The following is a 15,914-nucleotide window of genomic DNA, read 5'->3' as shown; positions in this document are numbered from 1 at the left end:
CGCGCCGGAGCCGGACACGCCGCAAGCGGCGCGCGGCGGCCGGGCCGTCACGAACCCGTCTTGCGCGCCGTCGTCTTGCGCGCGGCGGTCTTGCGGGCCGGCGCCGGTTTCTCTTCGGCGCCTTCGGTCACGGTTTCGGCATCCTTCGTCGCCGATTTGGCCGTCTTCTTCGCGGCGGCCGCCTTCGGCTCCTTCTTCTCGAACTCGAAGCCGATCTTGCCGTCCGGCTGCTTCACGAGGAACGCCTTGAAGTTGCGGCCGGTACGCGACGACTTGAAGTTCGGCAGCAGGTCCGTGCGGCCATCGGCCAGCAGCTTGCCCATCTGCTCGCGCGTGATTTCCTGCTGCAGGATCACCTTGCCCGAGCGGAAGTCGCAAGTCTTCGGGTTCGCCACCGAGTGCTCGCACACGTAGCTCATCCCGTGTTCGAAGACGCGGCCCTTGCACTTCGGGCACGCGCCGACCGGTTCCTGCGCGGAGAAGTCGGGCGCTTCGCCTTCCTCGCCGCCCTGGTCCTGGCCGAAATCGAACTCGAGCTTGTAGTTCTTCGTCTCGTCGTCGAACGACAGCTTCAGGATCGCCGAGAACGGGCGGCCCATCTTGCTGCGGAACCCGGACAGCGGCCCGATTTCCTTCTTCTGCAGCAATTCCTCGACTTCCGGGATCTCGAACTGCCGGCTGCCCGGGATCTTCGAGATCGAGAAGTCGCACTTCGTGCACGCGAAGCGGCGATAGTTTTCCTTCACCTGGCCGCCGCAGTTCGGGCACGGCGTCTGAAGGGTCGCGTAGTCGCCGGGGATCGTGTCGGAATCGTATTCCTTCGCGCGCTTGACGATCTGCTGCGTCATGCGGGCGATTTCCTGCATGAACGCGTCGCGCCCGAGATTGCCGCGCTCCATCTGCGACAGCTTGTATTCCCATTCGCCGGTGAGCTCGGGCGCGGTGAGTTCCTTCACGCCGAGGCCGCGCAGCAGCGTCATCAGCTGGAACGCCTTCGCGGTCGGGATCAGTTCGCGGCCCTCGCGCAGCAGGTACTTCTCGCCGAGCAGGCCTTCGATGATCGCCGCGCGCGTCGCCGGCGTGCCGAGACCCTTCGCGGCCATCGCCTCGCGCAGCTCGTCGTCCTCGACCAGCTTGCCCGCGCCTTCCATCGCGGACAGCAGCGTCGCTTCAGAGTAGCGTGCGGGCGGTTTCGTCACGAGCGCGACGGCGGCGATTTCGTCCGTCTTCACCTTCTCGTCCTTCTGCACCGGCACGAGGTTCGCGTCGGCGCCTTCGGCATCGCGGCCGTACACCTGCAGCCAGCCCGGCTCGACGAGCACCTTGCCTTCGGTCTTGAAGTGATGACCCGCGACTTCGGTGATCCGCGTCGTCACGCGGAATTCGGCCGCCGGGAAGAACACCGCGAGGAAGCGCTTCACGACCATGTCGTACAGCTTCTGCTCAGGCTCGGACAGCGACTTCGGCGCCTGCAGCGTCGGGATGATGGCAAAGTGGTCGCTGATCTTCGAGTTGTCGAAGATCCGCTTGTTCGGCTTCACCCAGCCCTTGTCGAGCACCTGCTTCGCATGCGGCAGATAGTTGTGGCTCTCCTTGAGCATCTCGAGCGTGGACTGGACCGTCGAAAGATAGTCTTCCGGCAGCGCGCGCGCATCGGTACGCGGATAGGTCAGCACCTTGTGCTTTTCGTACAGCGCCTGGGCGAGGCCGAGCGTATTTTTCGCGGAGAAGCCGAAGCGGCTGTTCGCCTCGCGCTGCAGGCTCGTCAGGTCGAACAGCAGCGGCGAGAGTTGCGTCGACGGCTTCGATTCCTCGGACACCGTGCCGATCTGGTCGCGGCAGGCGGCGACGATCGTTTCGGCGGCCGGCAGGCTCCAGAGGCGGGAGTCGCGCTTTTCCGGATCGAATTCGTCGCGCTTGAATTTCGGGTCGAACCACTTGCCTTCGTAGAAGCCGCCCGCGCACGCGAATTCGGCCTTCACTTCCCAGTAGTCGCGCGGGACGAAGCGGCGGATTTTCTCTTCACGTTCGACGACGATCGACAACGTTGGCGTCTGAACGCGGCCGACGGTGGTCAGGAAGAAGCCGCCGCCCTTGCTGTTGAACGCGGTCATCGCGCGCGTGCCGTTGATCCCGACGAGCCAGTCGGCTTCCGAGCGGCAGCGTGCGGCGTCGGCGAGCGGCTGCATGTCCGAGTCGCTGCGCAGATTCGCGAAACCGTCGCGGATCGCCTGCGGCGTCATCGATTGCAGCCACAGACGCTGGACCGGCTGCTTCGCCTTCGCGTGCTGCGCGATCAGGCGGAAAATCAGCTCGCCTTCGCGCCCCGCGTCACATGCGTTGATCAGGCGGTCGACGTCCTTGCGCTTCATCAGCTTCGTGAGCACCTTGAGGCGCGACTCGCTTTTTGCGATCGGGTTCAGGTCGAAATGCGGGGGAATGACGGGCAGATGCGCGAAGCTCCATTTCCCGCGCTTGACCTCGTACTCTTCCGGGGCGGCGATTTCCAGCAGGTGGCCGACAGCGGACGAAAGGACGTAATCGTCGCTCTCGTAATACTCGTCATGCTTGGTAAAGCCGCCCAAAGCGCGTGCGATGTCGTTCGCGACAGAAGGCTTTTCCGCAATGATCAGTGCTTTGGACATGACAGGTGTGTGTTGGTAGACCGGGTTCGCCGGCGTGGGTCCCTTTTACGACCGCTTTATAGCACACGCGGCAGCGACGGCGGCTCGGCGTGTAAAAAGCGGCTCATCATAGAGGGGGGCCGCAACGGCGGCAAGCGTCCGGCGCGGCGGAGCGCGCGAACCTGCGCGAAACCTGCCGCGCCGGCCCGCGAATTCAGGCTTCGACGGTCAGGACGTCGCGCAATTTCGGTGCGTGCGGCGCACCGGGCACCGCGCTCAGGTCGGACAGCATGCGCTCCACGATCGCCGCGTGCGGGAGTACCGTGCCGAAGAAGCGCGCGGTGTGGGCATCCTCGATCAGGATGGTCGGGAAGTTCTCGACGTCGAGATCGTCGAGCCGGTCGGCATGGGTTTCGATGTCGATCCAGGCGAAGCAGGCATCCGGATGCGCGTCGGCGAGCTGGTCGAAGGCGGTCCGGTAGTCGCGGCACGTGCCGCACCACTCGGCGCACAGGCAGGCGACCAGCAACGTGCCGGGATCGGCGAGGCGCTCGGCGATCCGATCTGCGTCGGTGTCGAGATTCAGCGCGGGCATGGCATTCCTTGGGTAGCGTCGGCGGCCGGGCCGCCCCTATGGCGGGGAATGTAGCACGCTCCGCGCGGACGGGGTGGGCGCCGCGTCAAGCCGCGCGAACCGTCCGCCGGCGACGCTCGCGACGCGGCCGGCCAGTTCCAGCGCGAGCAGCGCGCCATGCAGCACGTCGTCGGACAGGCCGCTGTGCTCGGCCAGCCATTCGTACGTCACGGGGCCGTATCCCAGGGCGGCGAGCACCGCCTGTTCCGATGGGGTAATCGGTGACGCGGCTTCGATCCGGGGCGACGCGGCGGCCGCGACGGCGCGATTCGCCGGCGCGCCGCCGGCCGTTTCGGGCTCGCCGCTTTCGCCGGCGTTCGGGCCCGGGTTGCCGGCCCGCACCGTGCCGGCTCGTGCTTGCGCCGCCGGCTCGCCCAGCCCGTATTCCTCGAGCACGTCGAACGGCGCCGCGGTGAGCTTCGCGCCGTCGCGGATCAGCGCGTGGCAGCCCTGCGCGAGCGGGGCGTGGATCGAACCGGGCATCGCGAACACATCGCGCCCCAATTCGTTCGCGAGCCGCGCGGTGATCAGCGAGCCCGAGCGCGGGGCGGCCTCGACGACGAGCACGCCGAGCGCGAGCGCGGCGATCAGCCGATTGCGCTGGGGAAAATGCGCGGCGCGGGCCGGCGTGCCGAGCGGCCATTCCGACACGATCGCGCCGTGCGCGGCGATCTCGTGGGCGAGCGCGCGGTGCCGCGCCGGATAGACGAGATCGGCGCCGGTCGCGATCACCGCGACCGTGCCCGAGCGGCCGTCGAGCCCGCCACGATGGGCGGCGCCGTCGATGCCGAGCGCAAGGCCCGAGACGATCGTGAGGCCCGCGTCGGACAGCCCGCGTGCGAAATGCGTGGCGTCGGCGAGCCCCTGCGGCGTCGCGTGGCGGCTGCCGACCACGGCGAGGCCGCGGGCGTGCAGCAGATCGAGCCGCCCCTTTACATATAGCAGCGGCGGCGGATCGTGCAGATCGCGCAGCCGCGGCGGGTAGGCCGGATCGCTCAGCGTGACGAGCACGTTGCCCGGCCCGTCGAGCCAGGCGAGTGCGGCGTCGGTGCGCGTATCGAGATCGTCGCGCTCGCTCGCGCGCACGGCCTGCGCGGCGGCGGGGCTGGCCACGGTGGCGATCGCCTCGTGGGACGCGCGCAGCAACGCCGCCGGCGAGCCGAACGCGGCAAGTAAAATCTGCAGCACGGCGGGCGGGAGGCCGGGCGCATGCGCGAGTTGCAGCCAGGCGCGCAGCGCGGCGGGCGTCAGCGCTTGCGGCGGCATGAGACGGCCCTCGAATGCGGCGGCCAGCGCAGCGCGTGACGCCATGATAAAATTTTCATCATCCGAAATACTCGACAGGGCCGTGCGCGCAGGCGCCCGGCCGATTGCAGGAGGCGCGATTCGCGGCATTGATATGCCACGCATCCGCCTCATCTTCATTGCCTCGCGGCGGCGGCGCCAGCCGGCCGGATGGCCGATGCGGCGCGCCGCCCCATCGAATACCGAATACCGAATACCGAATACCGAACACCATGGCTTTGCTCAATATTCTTCATTACCCCGACAAGCGGCTGCACAAGGTCGCGAAGCCCGTCGACAAGGTCGACGACCGGATCCGCAAGCTCGTCGCCGACATGGCCGAGACCATGTACGCGGCGCCCGGTATCGGCCTGGCGGCCACGCAGGTCGACGTGCACGAGCGCGTGATCGTGATCGACGTCTCCGAGGAGAAGAACGAACTGCGCGCGTTCATCAACCCGGAAATCGTGTGGTCGAGCGACGCGAAGCAGACCTATGAAGAAGGCTGCCTGTCGGTGCCCGGCATTTACGACGAAGTCGAGCGGCCCGACCACGTGCGCGTGCGCGCGCTCAACGAGCACGGCGAGGCATTCGAGCTCGACTGCGAAGGGCTGCTCGCCGTGTGCGTCCAGCACGAGATGGATCACCTGATGGGCCGCGTGTTCGTCGAATACCTGTCGCCGCTCAAGCAGACGCGTATCAAGACGAAGATGAAGAAACTCGAACGCGCGATGTGATGCGCGTCCGCCCAGCCCGACCCCGAACGCTGTCATGACCCATACGTTGCGCGTGATTTTTGCCGGCACGCCGGAATTCGCCGCGGCTGCCCTTGCCGCGATCCACGAGGCCGGTTTCCCGGTGCCGCTCGTGCTCACCCAGCCCGATCGCCCGGCCGGCCGCGGGATGAAGCTCCAGGCGAGCGCCGTGAAGCGCTACGCCGTCGAGCACGGGATGACCGTCGCGCAGCCGCCGTCGCTGCGCCGCGCGGGCAAGTACCCGGCGGAGGCGGCCGACGCGATCGAGCTGCTGCGCGCGACGCCGCACGACGTGATGGTGGTGGCCGCGTACGGCCTGCTGCTGCCGCAGGAAGTGCTCGACATCCCGCGCGCCGGCTGCATCAACATTCACGCGTCGCTGCTGCCGCGCTGGCGCGGCGCCGCGCCGATCCATCGCGCGATCGAGGCCGGCGACGCCGAGACGGGCGTCACGCTGATGCAGATGGACGCCGGCCTCGACACCGGCGCGATGATCGACGAGGCGCGCACGGCGATCGCGCCCGACGATACGACCGCGACGCTGCACGACCGTCTCGCCGCCGACGGCGCGCGGCTGATCGTCGACGCGCTCGTGCGGCTCGAGCGCGACGGCACGCTGCCGGCGACGCCGCAGCCGGCCGACGGCGTGACCTACGCGGAAAAGATCGGCAAGCACGAAGCGGCGCTCGACTGGCGCAAGCCGGCCGACGTACTCGCGCGGCAGGTGCGGGCGTTCGATCCGTTCCCGGGCGGCGTCGCGACGCTCGACGGTGCGGCCATCAAGCTGTGGGCGGCCGAGCCCATGGCGGCGCGCGGCACGATTGCCGACGCGGCGCCCGGCACGATCGTCGAAGCCGCGCCGGAAGGCGTGGTGGTTGCATGCGGCAGCGGCGCGCTGCGCGTGACCCAGTTGCAGAAGCCGGGCGGCAAGCGGCTGCCCGCACGCGAATTCCTCGCCGGTTCGCCGCTCGCCGCCGGCCAGCGTTTCGCGCTGCCCGACGCCGACTGACACGGCCCGAGCGCCATTCGACCCGGTCTGCCGGCCCGGCGCAACTGGCCGGACGGCCGAGTCGCGCGGTGCGGCAGGCGCGCGTAGAATTTCCCTGCGCTTTCCGGTTTCGAGGTCTTCATGTTCGGCATCACCCATTTCGGCTTCTTCGTGTTCGCGGTTTTCCTGCTGAACATCACGCCCGGCCCCGACACGGCCTACATCGTCGGCCGCAGCGTCGCACAGGGGCGCGGTGCGGGGCTGATGTCGGCGTTCGGCATTTCGGCCGGCTGCTGCGTCCACGCCCTTGCGTGCGCATTCGGGCTCACTGCGCTGCTGGCGGCATCGGCAACCGCGTTCACGGTGATCAAGCTGGTCGGCGCCGCGTACCTGATCTATCTCGGCGTGCGGATGGTCATCGCGAAGCCGGCCGCCGGGCCGTCGGGCGCGGAAGCCGCGCAGGTCCCGGCCGCCAGGCCGCTGCGCCAGCTGTTCATGCAGGGCTTCTGGACCAACGTGCTCAATCCGAAAGTCGTGCTGTTCTTCGTGTCGTTCTTCCCGCAGTTCGTATCGGCCGACAGTCCGCACAAGGCATGGGCGTTCCTGACCCTCGGCGCGGTGTTCGTCGCGATGAGCACGGTCTGGACGAGCCTGGTCGCGTGGGTGGCGGGCAGCGTCACGCAGCGCTTTTCCGGCAAGCCGGGCGTCAAGAAGTGGCTCGATCGCACGGTCGGCAGCGCTTTCGTCGGCCTCGGCCTGCGTCTTGCCGCTTCGCAACGCTGAGATTGAATTTTTCCGGCGAGACCTTATCTAACAAATCGCTTACAATTTTCCGCCGTGCGCTGTGAAGCGCGGCGGGTCCCCTGACGGATAAGGAGTGGGTATGTTCAATTGGGTCAAAACGGCGATGCTGATGGCCGCGATCACGGCCCTGTTCATCGTGATCGGCGGGATGATCGGCGGCTCGCGCGGCATGACGATCGCGCTGCTGTTCGCGCTCGGCATGAATTTTTTCTCGTACTGGTTCTCGGACAAGATGGTGCTGCGCATGTACAACGCGCAGGAAGTCGACGAGAACACGGCGCCGCAGTTCTACCGGATGGTGCGCGAGCTGGCCACGCGCGCGAACCTGCCGATGCCGCGCGTCTACCTGATCAACGAGGACGCGCCGAACGCGTTCGCGACGGGCCGCAACCCCGAGCACGCGGCGGTCGCCGCGACGACGGGCATCCTGCGCGTGCTGTCGGAGCGCGAGATGCGCGGCGTGATGGCGCACGAGCTCGCGCACGTGAAGCACCGCGACATCCTGATCTCGACGATCACGGCGACGATGGCGGGTGCGATCTCGGCACTCGCGAATTTCGCGATGTTCTTTGGCGGGCGCGACGAGAACGGCCGGCCAGCCAACCCGATCGCGGGTATCGCGGTCGCGCTGCTTGCGCCGATCGCAGGCGCGTTGATCCAGATGGCGATTTCGCGGGCGCGCGAGTTCGAGGCCGACCGCGGCGGCGCGCAGATTTCCGGCGATCCGCAGTCGCTCGCCACCGCGCTCGACAAGATCCATCGCTATGCGGCGGGCATCCCGTTCCAGGCGGCCGAGGCGCATCCGGCCACCGCGCAGATGATGATCATGAACCCGCTGCACGGCGGCGGCCTGCAGAACCTGTTCTCGACGCACCCGGCCACCGAGGAGCGCATCGCGCGCCTGATGGAGATGGCGCGCACCGGCCGCTTCGATTGACCTCCGGCATACCGCGCGGCCGTTGCCGCGCGGAGGCCGCCCCGCCACCCCGCATGCTCCGCGCTGCGGGGTGTTTCATTTGCGTGCGCCGTAAAGGGGCCAAAGGGGCGGCATGGCCGCACGCTACAATGCGCGGTTTGGGGTCGCCAGGCCGTCTGGCGGCTGCGATCCCGCCGTTTGCCGCATTTGTTTGCCGCGCCTGTTTGCCGATTCCGCACCGATGACACGACCCCGTTCTTCCGCTTCGACTCCTTCCGGCCGCCCGGCGCGCCTGGCCGCGCTGCATCTGGCGCCCGATTCGCTCGGCTTCGCGCTCGACGCGGCCGCGCAGGCGGTCGATGCGGTGCGGCGCGGCACCGCATTGCCGGCGGCGCTGTCGGCGGTGTTCGCGCAGATGCCGTCCGGTGCGCAGGCGCTCGCGCGCGGCGCGACACAGGACGTCGCCTACCGGACGATGCGTCGCCTCGGCAGCGCGGACTGGCTGATCGGCCGGTTCGTCAGCAAGGCGCCGCCCGCGCACGTACACGCGGTGCTCGCCGGCGCATTCGCGCTGCTGCTCGACCCGGCGGACGAGGCCGCGTACCCGGCGTTCACGGTGGTCGACCAGGCCGTCACCGTCATCGGTGCGCGGCGCGAATTTGCATTCGCGAAGGGGATGGTCAACGCGGTGCTGCGCCGTTTCCTGCGCGAGCGCGACGCGCTCGTCGCGGCGATGCAGGACGACCCGGTCGCGCGCTGGAACTACCGCGCATGGTGGGTCGATGCGGTGAAGCGCGCATGGCCCGACGCGTGGCAGGCGATTCTCGCGGCCGGCGAGCGTCAGGGGCCGCTGACGCTGCGCGTGAATGCGCGCCGCGCGAGCGTCGACGCGTATCTCGACACGCTGCGCGCGAGCGGGATCGACGCGACCGCGATCGGCCGGCACGCGGTGCGGCTTGCGTCGGCGCTGCCGGTGGATCGCATTCCGGGATTCGCCGACGGCGTGGTGTCGGTGCAGGACGCCGGCGCGCAACTCGCGGCCGAATGGCTCGGCGCGCGCGACGGCATGCGCGTGCTCGACGCATGCGCGGCGCCCGGCGGCAAGACGGGCCATATTCTCGAACTCGCGGACGCGGAAGTCGTGGCGCTCGAAAGCGACGCGACGCGCGCGGCGCGCATCGGCGAGAATCTCGTGCGGCTGTCGCTCGCGGCGGAGGTGCGCGTCGGCGACGCGGGCGCGCCGGACGCGTGGTACGACGGGCGCCCGTTCGATCGCATCCTGGCCGACGTGCCGTGCTCGGCGTCCGGCATCGTGCGGCGGCACCCCGACATCCGCTGGCTGCGCCGCGAGGCCGATATCCCGGCGCTGGTCGCGGAGCAGCGCCGCATCCTGTCGGCGTTGTGGCCGCTCGTGAAGCCGGGCGGCGAACTGCTGTACGTGACCTGTTCGATCTTCCCCGAAGAAGGCGAATTGCAGGCCCGCTGGTTTGAAGCGGCCTGTGAAGATGCGGTACGATTGGACGCCCCCGGCCAGCTGCTGCCGGGTGGCGCGCACGGACGGGCGGCCGCCGGCGCACTCGACCAGAACACCGATCACGACGGATTTTTCTACGCGCGGTTTCAGAAACGGTGACGATCAAACACCTTTTTCCCTTTCGGCTCGCGGCCGTCTTGCTGGTTGCGTTGACGCTATGCGTGGCCATCGTCCGGCCGGCGCATGCCGAATCGATCGCCGTGCAGCGCGCGTCGCTCCAGGCCGACGGAAGCGGCTGGAGCCTCGACGCGCGTTTCGACTTCGAGCTGAATCCGAACCTCGAGGATGCCGTCAACAAGGGCATCCCGCTCTACTTCACGACCGACTTCGAGCTGAGCCGCGCGCGCTGGTACTGGTTCGACGAGCAGCCGGTGTCCGTCACGCAGACGATCCGCCTGTCGTTCCAGCCGCTCACGCGCGAGTATCGCGTGTCGACGGGCGGCCTGCAGCTCGGTTTCCCGTCGTTGAAGGATGCGCTCGCGGTCGTCCGGCACATCACGTCGTGGCACGTGATCGATCGCAACCAGGTGCGCGCGGGCGAAACCTACACGGCATCGGTGCGGATGCAGCTCGATACGGCGCTGATGCCGAAGCCGTTCCAGGTCGATGCCGTGAACAACCGCGACTGGACGCTCGGGTCGGACTGGAAGCGCTTCAACTTCACGGTGACCGAACGTGCTAAATAAAGTACGCCGCGCGGCCAGCGGGAAGAGCCTCCTCGTCCGCGTGATCGTCTCGACCGTCGCGCTGACCGCGCTGCTGCTGCTCGTGCTGCTCGCGGCCGCGAGCGCGAACACCGAATTCTTCGACCGCTACTACTCGTGGCTGTACGCGACCAACATCGTCGTCGCGCTCGTGTTCCTGCTCGTGGTGCTCGGGCTGATCGGGATGATCGTCGCGCGCCTGAGGAAGGGCAAGTTCGGCACGCGGCTGCTCGCGAAACTCGCGGTGTTCTTCGCGCTCGTCGGCGTGGTGCCGGGCGGGATCATCTACATCGTGTCGTACCAGTTCGTGTCGCGCAGTATCGAGTCGTGGTTCGACGTGAACGTCGAGACGGCGCTGACGGCCGGCCTGAACCTCGGCCGCGGGATGCTCGATGCATCGCTGTCCGATCTGCAGACGAAGGCGCGGCTGATGTCCGACCAGCTCGCGAGCGTCGATGCGAACACGAACGGCACGACGCTCACGCTGCTGCGGCTGCGCGACCAGTTCGGCGTGCAGGACGCGACGATCGTCGAGCCGAGCCGCGGCGGCTCCGGCGCGGCGCCCGACCTGCACATCGTCGCGCAGGCGTCGGGCAATTTCGCGGCGCTGATTCCGGACGACCTGCCGACGCCGCTGATGCTGAGCCAGGCGCGCGAACACGGCGCGTATGCGGCGATCGAGGGCGAAGTCGACGGCGACCCGCGCGCGCACGGCGCGAAGGGCGCGCTGCGGCTGCGCGTCGTGCGGCCGATTCCCGATGCGACGACGTCGCTGCTGCAGCCGGCGGAGCGGTTCCTGCAGCTCACGCAGCCGGTGCCGCCCGGGCTCGCGCACAACGCGGACGCCGTGCAGCGCGCGTACCGCGAGTACCAGGAAAAGTCGCTTGGCCGCACCGGCCTGCGCAAGATGTACATCGGCACGCTGACGCTCGCGCTGTTCCTCGCGACCTTCATCGCGATGATGCTGGCGCTCGCGCTCGGCCAGCAGCTCGCGCGGCCGCTGTTCCTGCTCGCGCAGGGCACGAAGGAGATCACGGAAGGCGACTACACGCCGAAGCGCGAGATCAAGACGCGCGACGAGCTCGGCTTCCTCACGCAGTCGTTCAACGCGATGACGCGCCAGTTGTCCGAGGCGCGGCTCGCGGTCGAGAAGAACCGCATCGCGCTCGAGCATTCGAAGACGTATCTCGAGAGCATCCTCGCGAACCTGACGGCCGGCGTGTTCGTGCTCGACCGCCAGTTCCGGTTGACGACGGCCAATCGCGGCGCCGAGCGGATCTTCCGGCAGCCGTTCAACACGCTGATCGGCACGACGCTCGACCGGATCGGCGTGGCCGCCGGGTTCGGCGCGATGGTGCGCAAGGCGTTCGCCGATCGCGAAGCGGCGTCCGACGGCGGCAGCGGCGATCGCGGTCACTGGCAGCAGCAGTTCGCGATCGAGGTGCCGGGCGAAACCGATCCGCTGACGCTGCTCGTGCGCGGCACGCGGCTCGTGTCGACGGTCGAGGGGCAGGCCGACGATCCGCAGACGTCCGGTTACGTCGTCGTGTTCGACGACATCTCCGACGTGATTTCCGCGCAACGGTCGGTCGCGTGGGGCGAGGTCGCGCGGCGGCTCGCGCACGAGATCAAGAATCCGCTGACGCCGATCCAGCTGTCGGCCGAGCGGCTGCAGATGAAGCTGTCGGACAAGCTCGCGCCGTCCGACGCGGACGTGCTCAAGCGCGGCGCGACGATGATCGTGAACCAGGTGGCCGCGATGAAGCGGATGGTCGACGATTTCCGCGAGTACGCGCGCACGCCGCCGGCGGTGCTCGCGAACCTGCAGTTGAACGACCTGGCGAGCGAGGTGCTCGGGCTGTACGGCGTCGGCGAAGGCAAGAGCCCGATCGTCGCCGAGCTCGCGCCGTCGCTGCCGGTGATTCGCGGCGACGCGACGCAATTGCGCCAGGTGATTCACAACCTGCTGCAGAATGCGCAGGATTCGGTCGCGGAGTCCGCGCATCCGCGTGTGTTGATCGAAACCAAGACAGTAGAATATGGCGACCCCGACGCCGAAGGCAAAACGCGCGTCGCGGTACGTCTGACCGTGTCCGACAACGGGCCCGGTTTTCCGGCACGCATCCTGACCCGCGCGTTCGAGCCTTACGTGACGACGAAGGCGAAGGGCACGGGGCTCGGGCTGGCCACGGTCAAGAAAATCGTTGACGAGCACGGCGCGCGGATCGATCTGCGCAATCGCATGCACGGCGAGACCGTCGAGGGTGCGCAGGTGTCGATTCTTTTCCTGCAGATGGCGAGCGATACGCCAGGCGCCGAACCGGGCGCGCAGGACGGGGCGACGCCCGCCAAGACAAAAGCAAGTGAGCAGACAAAGGCAGCGTAAATGGCAACCATCCTGGTGGTAGATGATGAAATGGGCATCCGGGAATTGCTCTCGGAGATCCTCAGCGATGAAGGACATGTCGTCGAGGCGGCGGAGAACGCGCAGGCCGCGCGGGAATACCGGCTGAAGCAGGCGCCCGATCTCGTGCTGCTCGATATCTGGATGCCCGATACCGACGGCGTCACGCTGCTCAAGGAATGGGCGGCGCAGGGGCTGCTGACGATGCCCGTGATCATGATGTCCGGGCACGCGACGATCGATACGGCCGTCGAGGCGACGAAGATCGGTGCGCTCGATTTCCTCGAGAAACCGATCGCGCTGCAGAAGCTGCTGAAATCGGTCGAGCATGGTCTTGCACGCGGCGCGGCGCCCGTATCCGCGAACGCGGCGGCGAAGGCGGGCGGCGGGCAGGCCGCGGGGCCGGCGGCGGTCGCGTCCGCGGCGGCGCTGCCGACGCTCGGCGACGACATGGCGTCGGCGCTCGGCCTCGCGGGCCAGACGGCCGCGATCCCGTTCGACATCCCGCTGCGCGAGGCGCGCGATGCGTTCGAGCGAGCGTACTTCGAATATCACCTCGCGCGCGAGAACGGCAGCATGACGCGCGTCGCGGAGAAGACGGGCCTCGAGCGCACGCACCTGTATCGCAAGCTCAAGCAGCTCGGCGTCGAGCTCGGCAAGAAGCCGTCCGAAGGCGCGCTGTAAAATATTTCGCAAAAGCACTTGCTCAGGGGCGAATAGCTCGATATACTTTCATTCTTCGTTGGCCCGGTAGCTCAGTTGGTAGAGCAGCGGATTGAAAATCCGCGTGTCGATGGTTCGATTCCGTCCCAGGCCACCAGCATTTAAAACCCCAAGAATCGGAAGGTTCTTGGGGTTTTTCGTTTGTGGTGGGTATCGCGTGTCGTGGGCGGCGGGCCCGGCAGCATTCGCCGGGGCATGATAAAATCCGTGCCCGCTCAATGACTTAGCGCATCGCTTCATGCGCATGGCAGGCTGCCCGCGGCGCGCCTGCCGTGGCGCGCGGCAACGATGCCGCGCGATGAGCGGTATAAGCGCGCCGCCGCATTCGCGGCCAACCGCGCTGCCTATACTGGTCGAGCCGGCGCAGGCCGGCCGCGTCGGCCGCCCGGCGGCAGCCGGCCTCGGGGCGCAGTGCGACGCGAGCCTACACATTCACGGAGTATCACGGTGATTCGGACAGACGCTAAAGACGGCGCGCTCGTGTTGTTTTCCGGCGGGCAGGACTCCGCCACGTGCGTGGCATGGGCCCTCGAGCGCTACCAGACGGTCGAGACGCTCGGCTTCGATTACGGCCAGCGTCATCGCGTCGAACTCGAGTGTCGCGAAGGCGTGCGCGAAGCGCTGAAGCGCAAGTTTCCGGCGTGGTCGGACCGGCTCGGCGACGATCACATGATCGACCTGTCGGTGCTCGGCGCGATCAGCGATACCGCGATGACGCGCACGATCGAAATCGAGACGACGGCCAACGGCCTGCCGAACACGTTCGTGCCGGGCCGCAACCTGATGTTCATGACGATCGCCGCGGCGATCGCCTATCGCCGCGGGCTGCGTGTGCTGGTCGGCGGGATGTGCGAGACCGATTTTTCGGGCTATCCGGACTGCCGCGACGACACGATGAAGGCGCTGCAGGTCGCGCTGAATCTCGGGATGGGTACGCGTATCGTGCTCGAGACGCCGCTGATGTGGCTCGACAAGGCGCAGACCTGGCAGCTCGCCGAACAGCTCGGCGGCGAGGCGCTCGTCGAACTGATCCGCGTCGAGACGCACACGTGCTACGTGGGCGAGCGCGCGGAACTGCACGACTGGGGCTTCGGCTGCGGCGAATGCCCGGCCTGCAAGCTGCGCAAGCGCGGCTACGAAGCCTACCTGAAGGGCGAGCGGGTGACCGAAGCGCCGCTGTGACGCGGCTCGCGCGGGCAGCGCTTGATGGACAACGGATTCTGATCGACAACGAGCGGCGCGAGCCGGACGAAGCACGATGACTTACGCGGTCAAGGAAATTTTCTACACGTTGCAGGGCGAGGGCGCGAACGCGGGCCGGCCGGCCGTGTTCTGCCGGTTCGCCGGCTGCAACCTGTGGTCGGGCCGCGAAGAGGACCGTGCGGAGGCCGTGTGCCGCTTCTGCGATACCGACTTCGTCGGCACCGACGGCGAGAACGGCGGCAAGTTCAAGGATGCCGCCGCGCTCGTCGCGACGATCACGGGCCTGTGGCCGGAAGGCGAAGCGCACCGCTTCGTCGTCTGCACGGGCGGCGAGCCGATGCTGCAGCTCGACCAGCCGCTCGTCGACGCGCTGCATGCGGCCGGCTTCGAGATCGCGATCGAGACCAACGGCTCGCTGCCGGTGCTCGAATCGATCGACTGGATCTGCGTGAGCCCGAAGGCCGATGCGCCGCTCGTCGTCACGAAGGGCAACGAACTGAAGGTCGTCGTTCCGCAGGACAACCAGCGGCTCGCCGACTACGCGAAGCTCGATTTCGAGTATTTTCTCGTGCAGCCGATGGATGGCCCGTCGCGCGATCTCAATACGAAGCTCGCGATCGACTGGTGCAAGCGTCATCCGCAGTGGCGGCTGTCGATGCAGACCCACAAATATCTGAACATTCCCTGAGCCACGGCTTTTGACATCGTGCTGATTACCCGAAAACTCGAATTCGACGCGGGCCACCGCATCCCCGATCACCGCAGCCAGTGCAGGAACCTGCACGGCCATCGCTACGTGCTCGAAATCACGCTGCGCGGCGATCTCGTCGATACGGAAGGGGCGCCCGACCGCGGCATGGTGATGGATTTCGCCGACGTGAAGGCGCTCGCGATGGAGCACCTCGTCAGCAAGTGGGACCACGCGTTCCTGGTCTATGCGCGTGACGAGGTCGTGCGCTCGTTCCTCGAGCAGATGGCCGACCACAAGACCGTCGTGATCGACCGGATCCCGACCGTCGAGAATCTCGCGGCGATCGCGTTCGACATCCTCGCGAACGTGTACGACGCGCACTACGGCGTGAACCTGCGCCTCGAGCGCGTGCGGCTGTACGAAACGCCGAACTGCTGGGCCGACGTCGAGCGCCAGCCCGGCCGCTGATCCTGCCTGCCCCGGCAGCCCCGCCGTGCGGTGCGGGCTGCCCGTCGATGCGCTTTCGCGCGCCCACGCCCCCGCGGTCTCGCCGCCGCCAGTCCCGCGCCGGTACGGCTTCCCCCGTCAGTTCCCGCATCGCGCACCCCGCCGCGCTATGATCGTCGTGCGGCGCCGAAAAACGCTCGCGT

The 15,914-nt window shown here is 68.0% G+C and carries 15 protein-coding genes and 1 tRNA gene; 12 read left to right on the top strand and 4 right to left on the bottom strand.

The window, feature by feature from the left end; genetic code table 11:
- Positions 1–47: 47 nt before the first annotated feature.
- The 4 genes from LGM42_RS29580 to LGM42_RS29565 form a co-directional block, all read right to left on the bottom strand.
- Positions 48–2,645, bottom strand: coding sequence for a DNA topoisomerase III (locus tag LGM42_RS29580; RefSeq protein WP_059573606.1), 2,598 nt, complete (start codon positions 2,643–2,645; stop codon positions 48–50).
- Between the two features lie 193 nt (positions 2,646–2,838).
- A complete protein-coding gene (locus LGM42_RS29575) occupies positions 2,839–3,219 on the bottom strand; it encodes a thioredoxin family protein (RefSeq protein WP_060312278.1) in 381 nt (126 codons plus the stop codon).
- Positions 3,220–3,255: 36 nt separating this feature from the next.
- The gene (gene dprA / locus LGM42_RS29570) at positions 3,256–4,569 is read right to left on the bottom strand and encodes a DNA-processing protein DprA (protein ID WP_226234112.1); all 1,314 of its coding nucleotides are present in this window, start codon (positions 4,567–4,569) and stop codon (positions 3,256–3,258) included.
- Between the two features lie 13 nt (positions 4,570–4,582).
- Positions 4,583–4,777 (bottom strand): hypothetical protein, encoded by a 195-nt coding sequence (locus tag LGM42_RS29565; RefSeq protein ID WP_226234111.1) that lies wholly within the window; start codon positions 4,775–4,777, stop codon positions 4,583–4,585.
- Between LGM42_RS29565 and def the strand changes: the two genes are divergently transcribed.
- The 12 genes from def (at position 4,776) to queD (ending at position 15,732) form a co-directional block, all read left to right on the top strand.
- The gene (gene def / locus LGM42_RS29560) at positions 4,776–5,279 is read left to right on the top strand and encodes a peptide deformylase (RefSeq protein WP_059573609.1); all 504 of its coding nucleotides are present in this window, start codon (positions 4,776–4,778) and stop codon (positions 5,277–5,279) included. The genes LGM42_RS29565 and def overlap by 2 nt on opposite strands.
- 34 nt (positions 5,280–5,313) lie before the next feature.
- Positions 5,314–6,306 (top strand): methionyl-tRNA formyltransferase, encoded by a 993-nt coding sequence (fmt, locus tag LGM42_RS29555; RefSeq protein ID WP_060010902.1) that lies wholly within the window; start codon positions 5,314–5,316, stop codon positions 6,304–6,306.
- 120 nt (positions 6,307–6,426) lie between these two features.
- Positions 6,427–7,068 carry a LysE family translocator gene (locus LGM42_RS29550; protein ID WP_060312273.1) on the top strand — a complete coding sequence of 214 codons (642 nt, stop codon included), beginning with the start codon at positions 6,427–6,429 and terminating at the stop codon, positions 7,066–7,068.
- 100 nt (positions 7,069–7,168) lie between these two features.
- The gene (htpX, locus tag LGM42_RS29545; RefSeq protein WP_006485774.1) at positions 7,169–8,026 is read left to right on the top strand and encodes a zinc metalloprotease HtpX; all 858 of its coding nucleotides are present in this window, start codon (positions 7,169–7,171) and stop codon (positions 8,024–8,026) included.
- A 220-nt stretch (positions 8,027–8,246) separates the two neighbouring features.
- A complete protein-coding gene (gene rsmB, locus LGM42_RS29540) occupies positions 8,247–9,638 on the top strand; it encodes a 16S rRNA (cytosine(967)-C(5))-methyltransferase RsmB (RefSeq protein WP_059573649.1) in 1,392 nt (463 codons plus the stop codon).
- On the top strand, positions 9,635–10,225 hold the full coding sequence (locus LGM42_RS29535; RefSeq protein WP_060312271.1) for a DUF4390 domain-containing protein: 591 nt from the start codon (positions 9,635–9,637) through the stop codon (positions 10,223–10,225). The genes rsmB and LGM42_RS29535 overlap by 4 nt, the downstream gene beginning before the upstream one ends.
- Entirely contained in the window at positions 10,215–12,629 is a 2,415-nt protein-coding gene (esaS, locus tag LGM42_RS29530; protein ID WP_059573612.1) for a sensor histidine kinase EsaS, read from the top strand. The genes LGM42_RS29535 and esaS overlap by 11 nt, the downstream gene beginning before the upstream one ends.
- Positions 12,630–13,331 (top strand): response regulator transcription factor EsaR, encoded by a 702-nt coding sequence (gene esaR, locus LGM42_RS29525; RefSeq protein WP_226234110.1) that lies wholly within the window; start codon positions 12,630–12,632, stop codon positions 13,329–13,331.
- Between the two features lie 60 nt (positions 13,332–13,391).
- Positions 13,392–13,467, top strand: a tRNA-Phe gene (locus LGM42_RS29520).
- A 350-nt stretch (positions 13,468–13,817) separates the two neighbouring features.
- Entirely contained in the window at positions 13,818–14,552 is a 735-nt protein-coding gene (gene queC, locus LGM42_RS29515) for a 7-cyano-7-deazaguanine synthase QueC (RefSeq protein WP_226234109.1), read from the top strand.
- A gap of 76 nt (positions 14,553–14,628) precedes the next feature.
- Positions 14,629–15,261 (top strand): 7-carboxy-7-deazaguanine synthase, encoded by a 633-nt coding sequence (gene queE / locus LGM42_RS29510; RefSeq protein WP_226234108.1) that lies wholly within the window; start codon positions 14,629–14,631, stop codon positions 15,259–15,261.
- Between the two features lie 18 nt (positions 15,262–15,279).
- A complete protein-coding gene (queD, locus tag LGM42_RS29505) occupies positions 15,280–15,732 on the top strand; it encodes a 6-carboxytetrahydropterin synthase QueD (RefSeq protein ID WP_059573615.1) in 453 nt (150 codons plus the stop codon).
- Positions 15,733–15,914: the final 182 nt, after the last annotated feature.

This window comes from Burkholderia sp. AU39826 (genome assembly GCF_020419965.1).
GTDB lineage: Bacteria > Pseudomonadota > Gammaproteobacteria > Burkholderiales > Burkholderiaceae > Burkholderia > Burkholderia semiarida.
This window is presented reverse-complemented; position numbering and strand designations above follow the sequence as displayed.

Excerpts from the sequence above, each read along its gene's own strand:
- LGM42_RS29580 (WP_059573606.1), bottom strand. The coding sequence starts at position 2,645 with ATGTCCAAAGCACTGATCATTGCGGAAAAGCCTTCTGTCGCGAACGAC.
- LGM42_RS29575 (WP_060312278.1), bottom strand. The coding sequence starts at position 3,219 with ATGCCCGCGCTGAATCTCGACACCGACGCAGATCGGATCGCCGAGCGC.
- dprA (WP_226234112.1), bottom strand. The coding sequence starts at position 4,569 with ATGGCGTCACGCGCTGCGCTGGCCGCCGCATTCGAGGGCCGTCTCATG.
- def (WP_059573609.1), top strand. The coding sequence starts at position 4,776 with ATGGCTTTGCTCAATATTCTTCATTACCCCGACAAGCGGCTGCACAAG.
- LGM42_RS29565 (WP_226234111.1), bottom strand. The coding sequence starts at position 4,777 with ATGGTGTTCGGTATTCGGTATTCGGTATTCGGTATTCGATGGGGCGGC.
- fmt (WP_060010902.1), top strand. The coding sequence starts at position 5,314 with ATGACCCATACGTTGCGCGTGATTTTTGCCGGCACGCCGGAATTCGCC.
- LGM42_RS29550 (WP_060312273.1), top strand. The coding sequence starts at position 6,427 with ATGTTCGGCATCACCCATTTCGGCTTCTTCGTGTTCGCGGTTTTCCTG.
- htpX (WP_006485774.1), top strand. The coding sequence starts at position 7,169 with ATGTTCAATTGGGTCAAAACGGCGATGCTGATGGCCGCGATCACGGCC.
- rsmB (WP_059573649.1), top strand. The coding sequence starts at position 8,247 with ATGACACGACCCCGTTCTTCCGCTTCGACTCCTTCCGGCCGCCCGGCG.
- esaR (WP_226234110.1), top strand. The coding sequence starts at position 12,630 with ATGGCAACCATCCTGGTGGTAGATGATGAAATGGGCATCCGGGAATTG.
- queE (WP_226234108.1), top strand. The coding sequence starts at position 14,629 with ATGACTTACGCGGTCAAGGAAATTTTCTACACGTTGCAGGGCGAGGGC.